The organism is Paenibacillus sp. PAMC21692, from assembly GCF_014303795.1.
Lineage (GTDB): Bacteria > Bacillota > Bacilli > Paenibacillales > Paenibacillaceae > Pristimantibacillus > Pristimantibacillus agaridevorans.
In genome coordinates this window covers 2,930,018-2,943,841 of record NZ_CP060293.1, presented here as the reverse complement: position 1 = coordinate 2,943,841, position 13,824 = coordinate 2,930,018, and the positions used below count along the sequence as shown (strand labels likewise).

8 protein-coding genes and 1 riboswitch are annotated in these 13,824 nt (G+C 54.8%); of the genes, 1 reads left to right on the top strand and 7 read right to left on the bottom strand.

From position 1 onward, the window contains the following. Positions 1 to 16: 16 nt before the first annotated feature. The 4 genes from H7F31_RS11500 to H7F31_RS11485 all read right to left on the bottom strand — a co-directional run bounded on the left by H7F31_RS11500 (position 17) and on the right by H7F31_RS11485 (position 7,736). Positions 17 to 1,717: an extracellular solute-binding protein gene (locus H7F31_RS11500; protein ID WP_187104295.1), complete on the bottom strand. Its 1,701-nt coding sequence runs from the start codon at positions 1,715 to 1,717 to the stop codon at positions 17 to 19. Between the two features lie 93 nt (positions 1,718 to 1,810). Further along, positions 1,811 to 3,163: a response regulator gene (locus tag H7F31_RS11495; RefSeq protein ID WP_187104294.1), complete on the bottom strand. Its 1,353-nt coding sequence runs from the start codon at positions 3,161 to 3,163 to the stop codon at positions 1,811 to 1,813. Then, positions 3,138 to 4,919 (bottom strand): sensor histidine kinase, encoded by a 1,782-nt coding sequence (locus tag H7F31_RS11490; protein ID WP_187104293.1) that lies wholly within the window; start codon positions 4,917 to 4,919, stop codon positions 3,138 to 3,140. The genes H7F31_RS11495 and H7F31_RS11490 overlap by 26 nt, the downstream gene beginning before the upstream one ends. Before the next feature lie 237 nt (positions 4,920 to 5,156). Beyond that, positions 5,157 to 7,736, bottom strand: coding sequence for a beta-mannosidase (locus tag H7F31_RS11485; protein ID WP_187104292.1), 2,580 nt, complete (start codon positions 7,734 to 7,736; stop codon positions 5,157 to 5,159). A gap of 528 nt (positions 7,737 to 8,264) precedes the next feature. On the opposite strand from H7F31_RS11485, the gene H7F31_RS11480 reads away from it, so the two are divergent. Then, positions 8,265 to 9,272 (top strand): LacI family DNA-binding transcriptional regulator, encoded by a 1,008-nt coding sequence (locus tag H7F31_RS11480; RefSeq protein WP_187104291.1) that lies wholly within the window; start codon positions 8,265 to 8,267, stop codon positions 9,270 to 9,272. Positions 9,273 to 9,357: 85 nt separating this feature from the next. Here H7F31_RS11480 and H7F31_RS11475 read toward each other — a convergent pair whose 3' ends face one another. The 3 genes from H7F31_RS11475 to H7F31_RS11465 all read right to left on the bottom strand — a co-directional run bounded on the left by H7F31_RS11475 (position 9,358) and on the right by H7F31_RS11465 (position 13,815). Then, the gene (locus tag H7F31_RS11475) at positions 9,358 to 11,184 is read right to left on the bottom strand and encodes an APC family permease (protein ID WP_187104290.1); all 1,827 of its coding nucleotides are present in this window, start codon (positions 11,182 to 11,184) and stop codon (positions 9,358 to 9,360) included. A 187-nt stretch (positions 11,185 to 11,371) separates the two neighbouring features. Next, positions 11,372 to 11,540, bottom strand: a riboswitch (cyclic di-AMP (ydaO/yuaA leader). Between the two features lie 168 nt (positions 11,541 to 11,708). Beyond that, positions 11,709 to 12,779 carry a FecCD family ABC transporter permease gene (locus tag H7F31_RS11470; RefSeq protein WP_187104289.1) on the bottom strand — a complete coding sequence of 357 codons (1,071 nt, stop codon included), beginning with the start codon at positions 12,777 to 12,779 and terminating at the stop codon, positions 11,709 to 11,711. Further along, positions 12,766 to 13,815, bottom strand: a complete 1,050-nt coding sequence (locus H7F31_RS11465; protein ID WP_261800385.1) for a FecCD family ABC transporter permease — start codon at positions 13,813 to 13,815, stop codon at positions 12,766 to 12,768. Before H7F31_RS11465 ends, H7F31_RS11470 begins: the two co-directional genes overlap by 14 nt. Between the last annotated feature and the right edge of the window lie 9 nt (positions 13,816 to 13,824).

The window sequence follows — 13,824 nt, the reverse complement described above, 5'->3', positions numbered from 1 at the left end:
CGGCCGCCCCCCTCCGTCAATTTCCGTTTTTGCTCTTATGCCATGCCGCTACTTCTTCGGTAATGACGTCGCCGCCCAGCTTTTTCCAATCACTTACAAAGTCGTCGAATTCGTCAATTGAAGCTTCACCCATGACGATTTTGGTAAACGTCTCCAGCTCCATTTTTTTCAGGGTCGAATCCTTTTCGACCATCGTTGGCGTTGGACCGGCAATATATTCGGTCATCTGGTAGCCGTTGTTCTGGTTGTATTCATAAAGCAGCTTTTGCGCGTCGTACACTCGGGTGTAGCCCCAACCGCTCATATCGCCTTCTCTAAACTTGACAATGCTGTCGTAGAATACGTTCTGCCCGGGCGCATCAAAGCCCGACGTATCGTTTTTCTCCAGGCCTTCGGTTACTTTGACGTACATATCCAGGTTTTGCGTCGGATTGGAGCCGGTGACAAGCGCATAATGCCATTTTTCGATATCCCCGTCTTGCGTAATTTCGGTCGGCGGATATTTGTCCTCCCAGCCATAATGGAAAGCATTCAGCATCTTCACGGCCGCTTCCGGGTTTTTGACGCCTTTGCGGACCACGTAATAACGTCCTACGGTAAATGGCGTTTGCGGCTTGGCAACCTCTCCGTCAATAGACGGCAGCGGGAATGCCTTCCAGTCCATGTTCGGATCATTGGTTTTGCCATCCTGGAACAACAACGGCGCATACATCAAGCCGTAGAACATGCCCATCTTGCCCGAGTTGACGGCCTGGAAAATTTTCTCCGCATCCTTGACCCCGAACTCGCGGTCGATCAAACCGTCTTTATACATCTGCTGCAGCTTGGCGAGCGCTTCTTTCATCTCCGGCTGGATGCTTCCGTAGACGAGCTTGCCTTCGTCGTCCTTGACCCAAATTTCCGGATAAGCGTGGTAGCTGTTAAAAAATCCTTGCAGCCCCGGCACCGCGCCGTAAAACAGTTTCTCGACGCCCAGTCCGTACGTATCCTTCTGTCCGTTGTTGTCGGGATCCTGATTGACAAAAGCGTCGGCAATCGCGAGCACGTCGTCCATCGTCTTCGGCTCGGGCAATCCCAGCTTCTCCAGCCAGTCGGTGCGCACCCACAGCAGCGGGGCGTTGTCCGTATAGCTGCTTGCCAGCGGCAGGCCGAGAAGCTTGCCGTTAAAGGTGGCGGAGTCGAGTCCCACGCCGCCGTCTTTCTCCAGCAGCAGCTTCGATTTCTCCGTTCCGTATTTTTCCAACGCTTCGCTTAAATCCTCGAGCTGATCCGCATCGACCAACTGCTGGAACTGAATGGCGTTTACAGGCATAATGTCCGCCAGTTTGCCGGATACCATGGCCACATTAAATTTCTGATCGTATTGGCTCGTATCCGCGACCCACAAATATTTAAGCTTGATGCCGAATTCCTGTTCATACAGCCGGTTCCAGGCGTTGTTTTCAATGGATTCGCCTTCGGCGAATTTGGTCGTGGAGTCCAGCGGGCGAATCGCCGTTATTTCGACCGGCGGATCGATTTTGCCCATCGGGTCGATGACTTCCCCGTCATCTTTGTTGCCAGTGTCTGTGCCGGTATCGCCGTTATTTACGGCACCGCTATTGCCGTTGTTCGTGCTGCCGTTGCTCGGGCTGCCGGAGTTCGAGCAAGCCGAGACGATCACGAGCAGCAGCGACAACACGCAGATTGCTACCAGCTTGGCTTTTTTGGCTTTCATCGTGCATTCCCCCAAAAGTCGTATTTGCTTTCATATCTAGCTTAAGGGATCGGGTTTCCGCCCGCTATTTGCCATTGTTGTTTTTCTTAGCATCTATTGCGTAGTTTGATCATTGCCGAATGCGAAGTGTCGATCGCGGTACCCCTGGGGCGTCATCTGGCACCATTTCTTAAACGACCGGTTGAATTGCGGCGCGGCTTCATAACCGGCTTGAGAGGCAATTTCCTGAATTTTCATCGTCGATGAAGCCAGCAGCCGTTGAGCCAGCCTCATGCGCTCCTCCGTAATGTAATCCGACAGCATCGTACCGGTAATCCGTTTATATTGTCTGGACAAATAGCTGGGGCTGTGGTGAACCTGCTCCGCAAGCCTGACCAGAGACAGGTCGCCGCCCAGATTGCTCTGGATATACCGGTGCAGAACCAGGATCAGTCGCTCCTCCTGCCCGTTTGTCTCCGCACCGACATCCACTGAAATCGATTTTCGACTGGCCAGTTGCTCGGAATCCTGAATCAGCCACTCCTGCTCGCCATGCGAATGCTCGTCCAGCAGCGCGGCCAGATGCTCGAACTGGCTGCCGAGCCGCTCCCATGCTACCGGCTCCCGTCCCAACGCTGCAGACAACGGCAGCTTGAGCAGTCTCCTGCATGTCTCCTGCACGGCCTCCATGATGTCGTACGCCCGCGAGGCAAGATGCTTCCACGCATGCGAATCCGCCTCCCCTTTGGACTGCATAAACCAAATAAATTGATGGCGACTGTATTGCACGGTTGCATGAACGATCGTGGGATCCAAATATTCCTCCGCAATATTTTGGCACGCAAACATCAGCAATTCCCAGTCCGCCTCGCTCCAGTCGGTATCGAGGGGATCCAGCCTCCCGATGGCCACGAGCAGCGGTTCCGATGGCGTCAAGCCGATTTCCGCCGCTTCGAGCTTGTCCTTGACGACGACCGGATCGGCGGGCAAGCTTCGCATCAGCTCGAACATCGTATCTTTGCGCAGTGCGGCGAGCGCTACATGGAGCTTGCCCTGCACGTGATGCAAGTAGCTGCTCCGGTCTTCCAGCTCATCCAGTTCGGCAATCGCCTTCCGGACGGCCTCCACGATAACGCCGCTGTCTTCGTTCTTAAGCACATAATCGACCACCCCGCCTGTACGAATAGCATCTCGGGCATAGTGGAATTCGTTGTATCCCGTCACAAAGATAAACCGGCAGCGCGGCCAGCTCGACTTGATGCGCTGATGCAGCTCGATGCCGGTCATCCCTGGCATTCGGATATCGGACAGGACGATATCCACCCGGTTCTGCCCCATGCATTCCAGCGCATCGTACACATTAAACGCTTGATAAATCGTTAACTCCCACTGCTTCTCCTCCCGCAGCGTCTGCTCCAGACTTTCGACAATCATCGGCTCGTCATCTATGATCAGCACTCGATACATCGTCATTCTCCCCTTCGATTGGAATAAAGAGCTCTACGCGCAGTCCTCCCAGCGCGCTGCGACTTACTTCAATGCCTCCCCGCTCCCCGTACCTCAACTTCAGCCTGCGGTGGATATTGATCAGTCCGGTCGTCTCCATCTCTTCGTCAAGCGTCAGCTTACGGACAAGCCCGGCTAATTCGATTTGATCCATTCCCGTACCGTTATCTTCGACGATAAAAGCCAGTTGGTCCTTGCGAAGCTCAAAGCGCAGGCTGAGCTTGCCCTCTGCTACCACATGATCCAAGCCATGCTCGAAAGCGTTTTCTACTACGGGCTGCAAAATGAGTCTAGGTACGGGTAGCGTCTGCAAGGAGAAGGGCAATTCGTCCGCCTCCACCGCGATCCGGTTGGCAAATCTCATCTTCTGGATTTCCACGTAGGCGCATACATGCTTGAACTCCTCGCCCAGACTGACCTCCTCCAAGCCGTTGCGTGTAATATACCGAAAGTAATCGCCCAAATTCCGCGCGACCCGCTGGGCCGCCTCATTTTCATCATTCCGAATCAAATGCTGCAGCGTAAAAAAGCTGTTGTACAAAAAATGTGGGGCGATCTGCATTTGCAGTTGCTTTAGCTCGGACTGCTGCAGGCGGATTTTCTGGACGTACAGTTCGTCGATCAATTGGCTCAGCCGTTGAACCGTCCGATCAAACCGGTTGAACAGGTACCCGAACTCGTCGCCCCGATGAAGCGGCGCCGCAATTTGCAAATTCCCTTCCTCCACGCTTCGGAACCGTTTGACCAATAGCTGCATCGGGCGGTGGATCAGCAAGTAGATGCCGTACGAGAACAGGATGACGATGACCAGCGAGCAGCCAATGAGCAGCCAGGACCATAAGCCGTAGTTTTTAAGCTGTCCGACAATGATATTTTCCGGAAAATAGAACAGCAGCGCGGTATCCAGGAAATACGATTTTTCATAAACCGCGAGATACGTGTCGCTGCCGATTTTGACCGGGCGGGTAAAATGATCCTCTTGGGCAATATACGGGGCCAATTGTTCCAGCATCGGCTGGAGCTGCGCTGTGTATCTGTCGTTATGAATTTGCCAATGCTCGTTGACCAATATGGCAGCGCCTTCCTGCGGAAAGGCAGCCAACGCTTTGCGCAGCGCATCGGTGGATAGCTCGATATTTTGCACGAAATGAGCCTGTTGTCCGGTTGCTGCAAGCGCTCTCAGCGGCGACAAATGCAAATTCAAATACAGGCGGTCTTTCCACCACGTCATCGGGGAACCGCTCAGACGCGTCGCCTCTACGATTTCCTCTGCTTCCTGGGCTGGGGACAAATCGCCGGTTGACCGATTGGAGGTCATAAGGGTGCTGTCAATCGCTTTAATATACAGGCTGACATCCTGGATGTAGCCGCTTGAATCCTTGAGGACATGAAGCCTTTTAACCAATTGGTTAATCGCTCGCGTCCGTTGATATTCCGTCAGAACGGGCGTTTCGAAGCTAAGCTGGATTAGATCCTCGTCATTGATAAATTGCTGCTGGGCAAGTATGATCCGCTCCAGCTCTTCCTCCAGCGATTTGAAATAATAGTGGGTGTTCATGGAGATGGAATTTGAGATTTGACGTTTGACTTCCGATTTACCCAATTCATTGACAAGCAGGCCCAGCGCGAACAACGGTGTCATAATGCATAGGAACGTAACTAAAATCTTGTAAAATATCGACATGTTGGATATTTTCACGATTCTGCGCTTGATCATCCCACGGTCCCTTCCTCCCTTTCATTTGTTTATATACTAGCTTCTCTATATTTTGTTGCCAAGAGAAAAAGATTGGAGCGTGCCATCTAAAACCTACGTCCGACAAAATTAGCCACACCCCCATTATCCTCAGTTCGAGGTAAGTAACAAAAAAGAGATGGAGCAGTGCCTGTCAGGCACTGCTCCATCTCTCTCCACCTCTTTATGACGCATGACGCCTGCTATTTCCACGTTGGACTAAGCCAAGTAATCGATCATCGAAGTCGCGTTTACGACTCCGGCCGCAGCCGGGACGCTGAATGCCTGACCCGGCGCGCGATGCTGGAATTCCACCTCGATCGGCTTGCCCGGCACGACGTCGAAGAAGTTGTCGGAGAAGCGGCCCTCCCGCTCGGCGCGCAGCCATACCTGCTTCGCCAGCACGTTCGAGGATACGAGGAAGCGCGTCCCTCCGCTGCCTTCCACCTCCGTCACAACGACGGCGGCCGCTCCCAGCTTCAGCCCTTTGGCGTAAGCGAAATAATGCTCCTTCCGGCTGATCGTCACCTCGCCTTGGACAAGCTCCGCGACAAGAACGATGCTGCCCGCATCGCGGCCGCCAAGCCACTTCGCTTCGTCTGCCGCATATACAAGCGTCGACGTGTTCGTTCCAACCGTCGCTGCCAGCGTCTCTTGCGCAAGAATCTCGCCGTCGAAATCATGCAACGTCAATCGCAGCTCGCCTTCCGCCGGAGTCAATGAATCCGAGATAGCATAAACGCGCAGTTCGCCCCCCTCGGAGCGGTCGAACGACAGAATCGTGTCGGCGAAGCTTGTTTTAGCATAATACTGCAGCGCCTTCCATTTGCCGTAATAGTCCATGCCCGCCCATGAAGCGACCGGCCAGCAATCGTTCATCTGCCAGTAAAGCGTCCCCATGCAGTAAGGCATCCGCTTGCGATGGGCCTCGATCGCCGTCTTCATCGCCTCGGCTTGAAGCACCTGGCTCATATACAGGAACGAAGGGAAATCCTTGGGCTCGTTCATGTAGATATCCATATATTCCTTGATGAGCCTGTTCCCGTTGCCGTTTTTCTGATGCGCCAGCATGACCTTGGATTCCAGCTCCATGTCGACCTCTTCTGCAAACGTCCGCACGCTGTCGTATTCCGGGAACGACTGGAAGCCGTATTCGCTCATAAAGCGGCCGACCTTGACATTATAATTTTCGAACGGCTCCACAGAATGCCAAACGCCCCAGTAGTGGATATCGCCTTCCGTAGACAGCGGATGAGCATGTTGGCCAATATCTCCAGTCAGATCGATCATCGGCGAGGAAGGCCAATAATCGGCGCCTGGAGCCAGCTCGTTAACGGCTTCCGGCAAAATGCGGTGGAAGATGCTCTCGTAGCCCGCCCAGATGTTCGCGCGCTGCTCCGAAGTATAATTCTTCTTCCAGCCCCAGCCTCCCGTCTCGTCATACTCCGCCCATGCGGAATCGATCTCGTTGTTGCCGCACCAGAGAACGATGGAAGGATGGTTGCGCAGCTTCTTCACATTCTCCCGCGCTTCCAGCTTTACGCTCTCGAGAAAGGGTTCGTCCCACGGATACATGCTGCACGCGAACATAAAGTCCTGCCATACCATAATGCCGTATTCGTCGCATATCTCATAGAAGGCGGGCTGCTCGTAGATCCCGCCGCCCCATATGCGGAGCATATTCATGTTCGACTCGGCCGCCGAGACAATCTCGTGTCTGTAGCGCTCCTCCGTGATTTCCGTCAGGAAGCTGTCGTTCGGAATATGATTGGCGCCCTTGGCGAACACCGGAACCCCGTTCAGCTCAAAATAAAACGTGCCTCCCGCTTCGTCCTTCTCGCGAACCAAACGAACGGATCGCAGGCCCGTGCGAACCGACTTCTCGGCAATCGGCTCCGACGATCCCGCTTCCGTAAACGTGGCGCGGAAATGGTACAAATGAGCCTCGCCCAGCCCTCTGCTCCACCACAGCTTCGGCTCCGCGATCTCCACGGGAACCTTCACGACAGTAACGCCAGGCTGAAGGTTGACCGCAAGACTCCATTCCGCGCCTCCTGCGGTAATCTTTACGCTGCCTTCGGCGCAGCGGACGCTCTCCAGCTCCACTTCCACGGTCAGCTTGGCGGCTTCCGCCGATATTTGCTCCTGGTTTACGAACACGTCGTTCACGCGGACGTCGTTCCAGCCCACGACGCGAACCTCGCGCCAGATGCCGCTGGTGACAAAGCGGGGGCCCCAGTCCCAGCCGTAATGATAAGGCGCTTTCCTTGCGAATACGCTGATTTTGTCTTCGCCGAGACCGCCCAGCTCGGACTGATCATTGCTTGCCGGCAGATTATAGCCTAGACGCTCGATCTTCAGCAGATCTTCCGTCACCGGCGAGCGGAAGCGGATATGAAGCTGATTGCCGCTCGGCTTCGCCAATCCCTTTACATCCGCTCGCCAGGAGCGGAACATATTGTTGACGGACAAGATCAGCTTGCCGTTAAACGTGACGTCCGCATACGTATCCAATCCGTCGAAAACAAGCTCCAGCACGGACATCGCCAGCAGGTCTTCCGTCAGATCGAAAACCGTCTCGTATTCCCAGTCCAGCTTGTCGATCCATTGCAGATCATGTTCATTCGTCGCATAAAACGGATCTTCGATAATGCCGTTGCGGCGCAGGTCGGTATGCACGCAGCCCGGCACAACGGCCTGCAGCCACTCCGATTCCCGGCAAGCCTTGAACTTCCAATCCTTCAGCGCTGTTTGCACGGTCTCTTGCCCTACTTGGCTTGTTGTTACAGATCTATTCATAATATCCTCTCCTTGCTAAATGCTAAATGCTAAATGCTGAGTGCTGTCATCGCTTTTTCTGCTCTTGCATCATTTACCTATCAACTCGTTCATAACAAATGATAACAAAACCTAATTTTATGGTCAATTTTTATTTTGTTAGTATTTGTTAGGTGCATCTATTCCCCCATGGTTGCGATAATCCGGCGTTCAGTGCTACACTTAGCGCAGACTATTTGTTGCCGAATGACCTCCTAACAAAATGCGAAAGCCTCTACCCTTTGCCTTTCGAAAAACTGAACAACCGCGTTCAAAGGTAAGTTTTATCGCAGCCTAACGGACATAAATGACGCTAACGGACATACTCGACCTTATTGGCATCATCATCGCGCATATTGGCTCCGTTACGACCCAATAGTGTCCCTCCTGTCTGTTAGATTTGTTTGACGTTAAAAATCGGACATATAGCGTCGCGTGTGTCTGTTAGATTTTAACCGAGGGTATTTCCCCTTTATCCCGGATTCCCATTAAACATCGAGGAGAAGTCTAATGCGAGGCAAAATAACGATGCAAGAAATCGCCGACAGCGTCGGCTTGTCCAAATATGCCGTATCGCGCGCGTTAGCCGGCAAGTCCGGCGTAAGCGCGCATTCCAGAGAGCTGATTCTCAAGAAAGCGGCAGAACTCGGCTACCGAAAGGAAATTCCACCCGCGGTAACGCCCCGGCGACGCGACGAGCAAGCGGAGGACCAACGACGGGTATGGACGGGAACGGTGCTTGTCCTCTTCCCGGACGTAAGGTCGCAGAATCCGGAATCCGCTTACTGGGGGCCGCTGTTCGAAGGGATAACAGCCGCGTTGAATCAGAAGGGCATTCATTTTGCTACGCTGGTCAAACCCGACATCCACTCGTTATTCTCGCTGTTGAACCCGGAAGCCATCATCGGGGTTCTTGCCGTCGGAAGCATCGCATCGCCCATCCTCCACGAATGCCGCCGCCTCGGCAAGCCCGTTGTCATGGTCGATCATTGGGACAAGGGCTTCCCATGCGACAGTATCTTCTCCGACAATCTGGCCGGCATAAACGAAATCATGTCGACGATGCTCGGCAAGGGTTATCGGGAGTACCAATTCGTCGGCAAAATCGCCGATGCCTATAGCTTCTATGAGCGTTGGCTCGGTTTTAACGCCGCTCTGATGGATGCCGGGCTTCCCCAGCATCAGATTCCGGCTTTGCTCCAGTACGAATACGAGGGCTGCGACGAGGCGCTTCGAGAAGCGTTTGCGACAAGACCGCTCCCTCAGGTTTTCGTCTGCGCCAACGATTATTACGCAAGCCTGTTAGCCAAGGCGGTAAAGAAACTTGATCCATCCAGCGAAGGCATCGTCTTTACCGGCTTCGACAACTCTTATCCCGGCGTAACGGTCGCAACGGTCAACGTCGAGGAAGAGATCCTTGGCATAAGAGCCGTGGACCAATTGCTTTGGCGTATCCACCATCCAACGGCAAGCTACGAGCGGAAGCTGATTCGTGGCCGACTCGTCGTCAACGAATAGGCGCATGTCAGCCAACAGAAAAACCCCCGGAAACGGGCAAGCTCGGCTTGCTCGATTCGGGGGTTCTTTTTGCGGGAAGGCAAAGCTATTTTTTCAGATGGTAAGGAACGGTCGTGACGATCACGTCCTTCTGATACAGAAGGCGGGTCCGGATATAGAAGCTGGTCTGGTTATGCAGGAAGTTATGCCAGCCTTTCTTCGGTATGAATTGGGGAATGATGACCGTCACCTGGTAATGATTTTCCTTGGCCTTGCGGTCCACGACGTCGATAAACTTCATGAGCGGCTGTATGATACTCCGGTACGGCGAATGCAAGGTGACGAGCCTGACGTCCGGATGCAGCTTGCTCCACTTTTCCCGGAACGCGGCTTCCTCCTCCCGCTCGAACGGCACGTATACGGCGATGATCTGGCTGGCGGCAAGCGATCTCGCGTAGCTCAGCGATTGCTCCACGACATGAGTGATCCCTGCCACTGGCAGAATCAGAACGTTGCCTTCGATAGCCTTCACCGGCTCGCCCGTGGATAGGCCAAGCTGCTCGCCCACCGCTCCGTAATGCCTGTTAATGCCGAGCAACAACCAGATCAGGACGGGCAGGAATACGAGCACGGGCCATACCTGCGGAAACTTCGTCAGGAAAAACATCATCGTTACCACTAAGCTGATCGCCGCGCCGACCGTGTTAATCGCGAGCTTGATCCCCCAGCCGGCCGGCTTCTCGCGAAGCCATTTGCGCATCATGCCGGATTGCGACAGCGTAAACGGGATGAATACGCCGACCGCGTAGAGCGGAATCAACTGTTCCGTATGTCCGCCAAAAAGCACGATGAGCAGGATGGAACAAATGCCAAGCATGATGATGCCGTTGGAATAACCAAGCCGGTCGCCCCTCGCCGTAAACATTCTGGGGATAAACTTATCTTTGGCCAGATTGACCGCGAGCATGGGAAAAGCGGAATAGCCCGTATTGGCCGCCAGAATGAGGATAAGCGCCGTCGTTCCCTGAATGGCATAATACATGAAGTTTCGCCCGAAAGCATCCTCCGCGATCTGCGAGACGACCGTTGCCTCCGCAGTCGGCGCGATTCCGTACTCGTAGGCCATCACAACGATGCCCGAGAATAGCACCGCGAGCAAAATCCCCATCGCGGCAAGCGTTCTGGATGCATTGACCGGCGCGGGTTTCCTGAAGTTCGGGATCGCGTTGGAGATCGCTTCGACCCCAGTCAGCGCGGAGCTGCCGGAAGCGAATGCCTTCAGCAGCAGGAAAAGTCCGATGCCTGCCACCGGCGTCCCTACGGGCGTATGCAATTCCTGCGGAATCGCTCCCGTTGCCATGTCGTACAATCCTTTTCCAATTAGAACGAACAATGCAAGAACGAACAAATATACGGGATAAGCCAGGACGGACGCCGACTCCGTTACGCCCCGCAGGTTAAGCAGCGTAAGCAGAATGACGAATACGACGGCTATGGGCACCGTATACGCATGCAAGCTCGGGAATGCGGAGGTGATGGCATCGGTTCCGGCCGAGACGCTAACCGCTACCGTTAAAATATAGTCGACCAACAAGGAGGCGCCGGCGATAAGGCCGGGGTACTTGCCCAGATTTTCTTTCGAGACGACATAAGCGCCGCCCCCTTGCGGATAGGCGTATATAATTTGCCGATATGACAGAATAAGCGCCGTCAGCAGCAGCAGGACGCCGATTCCGATCGGAATGGAATACCAGAACGCGGCCATGCCGACGGTCATTAGCACAAGCAGAATTTGTTCGGGGCCGTATGCGACGGACGACAACGCGTCCGACGAGAGAATCGCCAGCGCTTTTGTTTTGTTCAACTTCTGCTCGCCAAGCTCCGTCGACTTCAGCGGTCTTCCGATCAACACTCGTTTAAGCGCGGATAACATTAGAACCACCGCCCGACTGGAGCCTTTTCATCGTTGATTTTTTCAATTTGTCCATCTCCCCTGTGCTTTGTTGGCTGGAAGGGAAGGTTTCTACTTCGTTTGCTGCGGCATTCCGGCGGGCCCATGCCGTTTTTAGCGCAGCAAAAAGCCGCAAGGCAGCACCTTGCGGCTTAACGAGCCGAAGTCATACCCATTCCAATAACGCTTACGAGGTTAGCTGACGGATTCGGGCCATTAGATAGCCCTACGGCGGTTGTTATGCCGATTCACCCCTGACGCTTGTCATTATCGATAAGCGCCGTTTGGTTCCCCCGCTCTTCTTCATTGTCCTCAAGAAGACTCAGCGAATTTATGATGTAGTGATCATAACTCGTTTATTGAAGGGTGTAAAACGACATTTCGGCTCAAAAATGGTTGTTTCAATTCAAAGATAGCCAATAAAACGCTCGCAGCAGTTGCTTCTTATTCATTTGATCCGTGGATATCGTTTTTTCTCGCCTTTATCCGAGATATCCTCGAAAATTCTAGATTAATTTTTTCGTTAAACGCAGCAGATAAAGAAAAAACGGTGCTCCCAGCAATGTCGTGACCGCGCCTGCAGGCAAGCTCGTCACACGATGCTCCATGCCCGGCAACGAGAAGGAAAGCGTCGCGCTCCCCGCGATCCAATCCGCGGCAATCAGCAGCGTTCCCGCCAACAATACGCTTGCGGGAAACAGATAGACGGGATGCCGGCCGACCAGCTTCGCCGCAATATGGGGACCAATCAAACCTGCGAAGCCGATGGCCCCTACCGCGGACACGGATACCGCCGTCAGCGCCGCGGCAAGAAGCAAGAGGAGCAGCCGGGTACGAAAAAGGGGCAAGCCGAGCCCGACCGCCGTCTCGTCGCCCAGTTGCAGCACCGCCGCCCTTCTTGCCATTAGCAGCGCGCAGGGAACAAGCGCCAGCGCCCATGGCCATATCATGTTCCAGTGCGCCCATACCCGTCCGTTAAGCGAACCGAACGACCACAGCAGGATGGATGCCAAGCCCTCCTGCTGTCTCAGCATAAGCAATGAGTTCGCCGCCTGCAGCACGGAAGCTGCCAAGACGCCGATCAACGCCAATCGCGGGCCGCTGCCGCCGGTTCTCCCATTGATCATGTAAAGCATGCCAATCGAGAGCAATGCGCCTCCCAATGCGACAATCGGCATCCGTCCGTTTATGGGAATCGCGGCCGACGAGAACTGCATCGTCAATATGACGGCCAACACCGCGCCTGCCGACACGCCGATCAAGCCCGGCTCCATGAGCGGATTCCGCATGACGACTTGAAGAATGGCTCCGGCAAGTCCTAGAAGACCTCCCGCCGTCATGGCGACAAGAGCCCGCGGCAGACGCAGATTCCAGACGATATGCCGGTACCCGTCCTGCCCGTTTCCTGACAGGGCGGCCATTATCTCTTCCAAGGACAGCGGCGTTCGGCCGAATGCAAGATGGAGAAGCACGAGCGCCGTCAGCATGGCAAGCAGGACACCGGTTACGATCCAAAATCTGCGGGAATGTCGGGCTGACCGTTCACCGATTCCGGGAATAGCCTTATTGTCCGCCATGGAATGCTCCTCCATTCCTTCTCGACAGAATCAACAGGAAGACCGTCCCGCCGACCAACGTCGTCCAAACGCCGACGGGCAGCTCCAACGGAGCGAACAGCAGCCGCCCCAGTTGATCCGCCAAGGCGAGCAAAACGGCTCCTATCAACGCCGAGACCGGCAATACGAGACGCGCGTCCTGCGAAAGTATGACGGCTCGCGCCAGGTGCGGAGCCAGTAAGGAAACATAGCCGATTGGACCGCACTCGGCGACCGTCGACGCTACTAACATCGCGCTGGCAAGCAGGATCACAATTCGTGATAGACCAGCGTTGATGCCAAGCCCCGAAGCCGATTCGTCGCCAAGCTGCAAGAGATTAACCCGCTTCGCAAGAACGAACGCAACGGGAAGCATGGCGGCGAACCAAGGCAGCACGCGAAGCACTTGCTCCCAGCCGCGGTTGGCAAGCGAACCCAGCAGATACGCATAAAGCAGATTCACATCGTTGCTGGCCCCCATGGCGATCAACACGATAAGCAGGCCGTTCAACATCGCCGTGACCGACATCCCGATCAACAGCATGCCCGCCGCACCACGGGTGATCCTTGCGGCCATGATAACGACGGCGCCACCAGCCAGCCCTCCCGCCAAGGCATACAGCGGCTGCAGATGGTAGGGAACAGGCAGCCTCAGCACCAGAATCGCGGCCGCAGCAAGCGACGCCCCGGCGGACAAGCCCAGCAATTCCGGGCCTGCAAGCCGATTGTTCATCGCTCCTTGCATCAGCGTACCGGAGACAGCCAGCATGGCGCCTACCATGAGCCCCAGCACTATACGGGGCAGCCGAATTTCCGCTACGATCGTCCAGACCAAGTCATCTCCTTCTCCGAAAAGCAGCCCCGCCAGCTCTCCCCATGACGGCGAAGGGGTACCTCCCTTCAAGCCGACGGTGATTACCGCGGCAATCGCAAGGAAACCAAACAGCATTGCTGGCAGCAGTCTTCTTTGGGGACGCCTCTCTATAGGCTTCGGGATCGCAACAGTCTCGCTTGGCATATTCGAGCC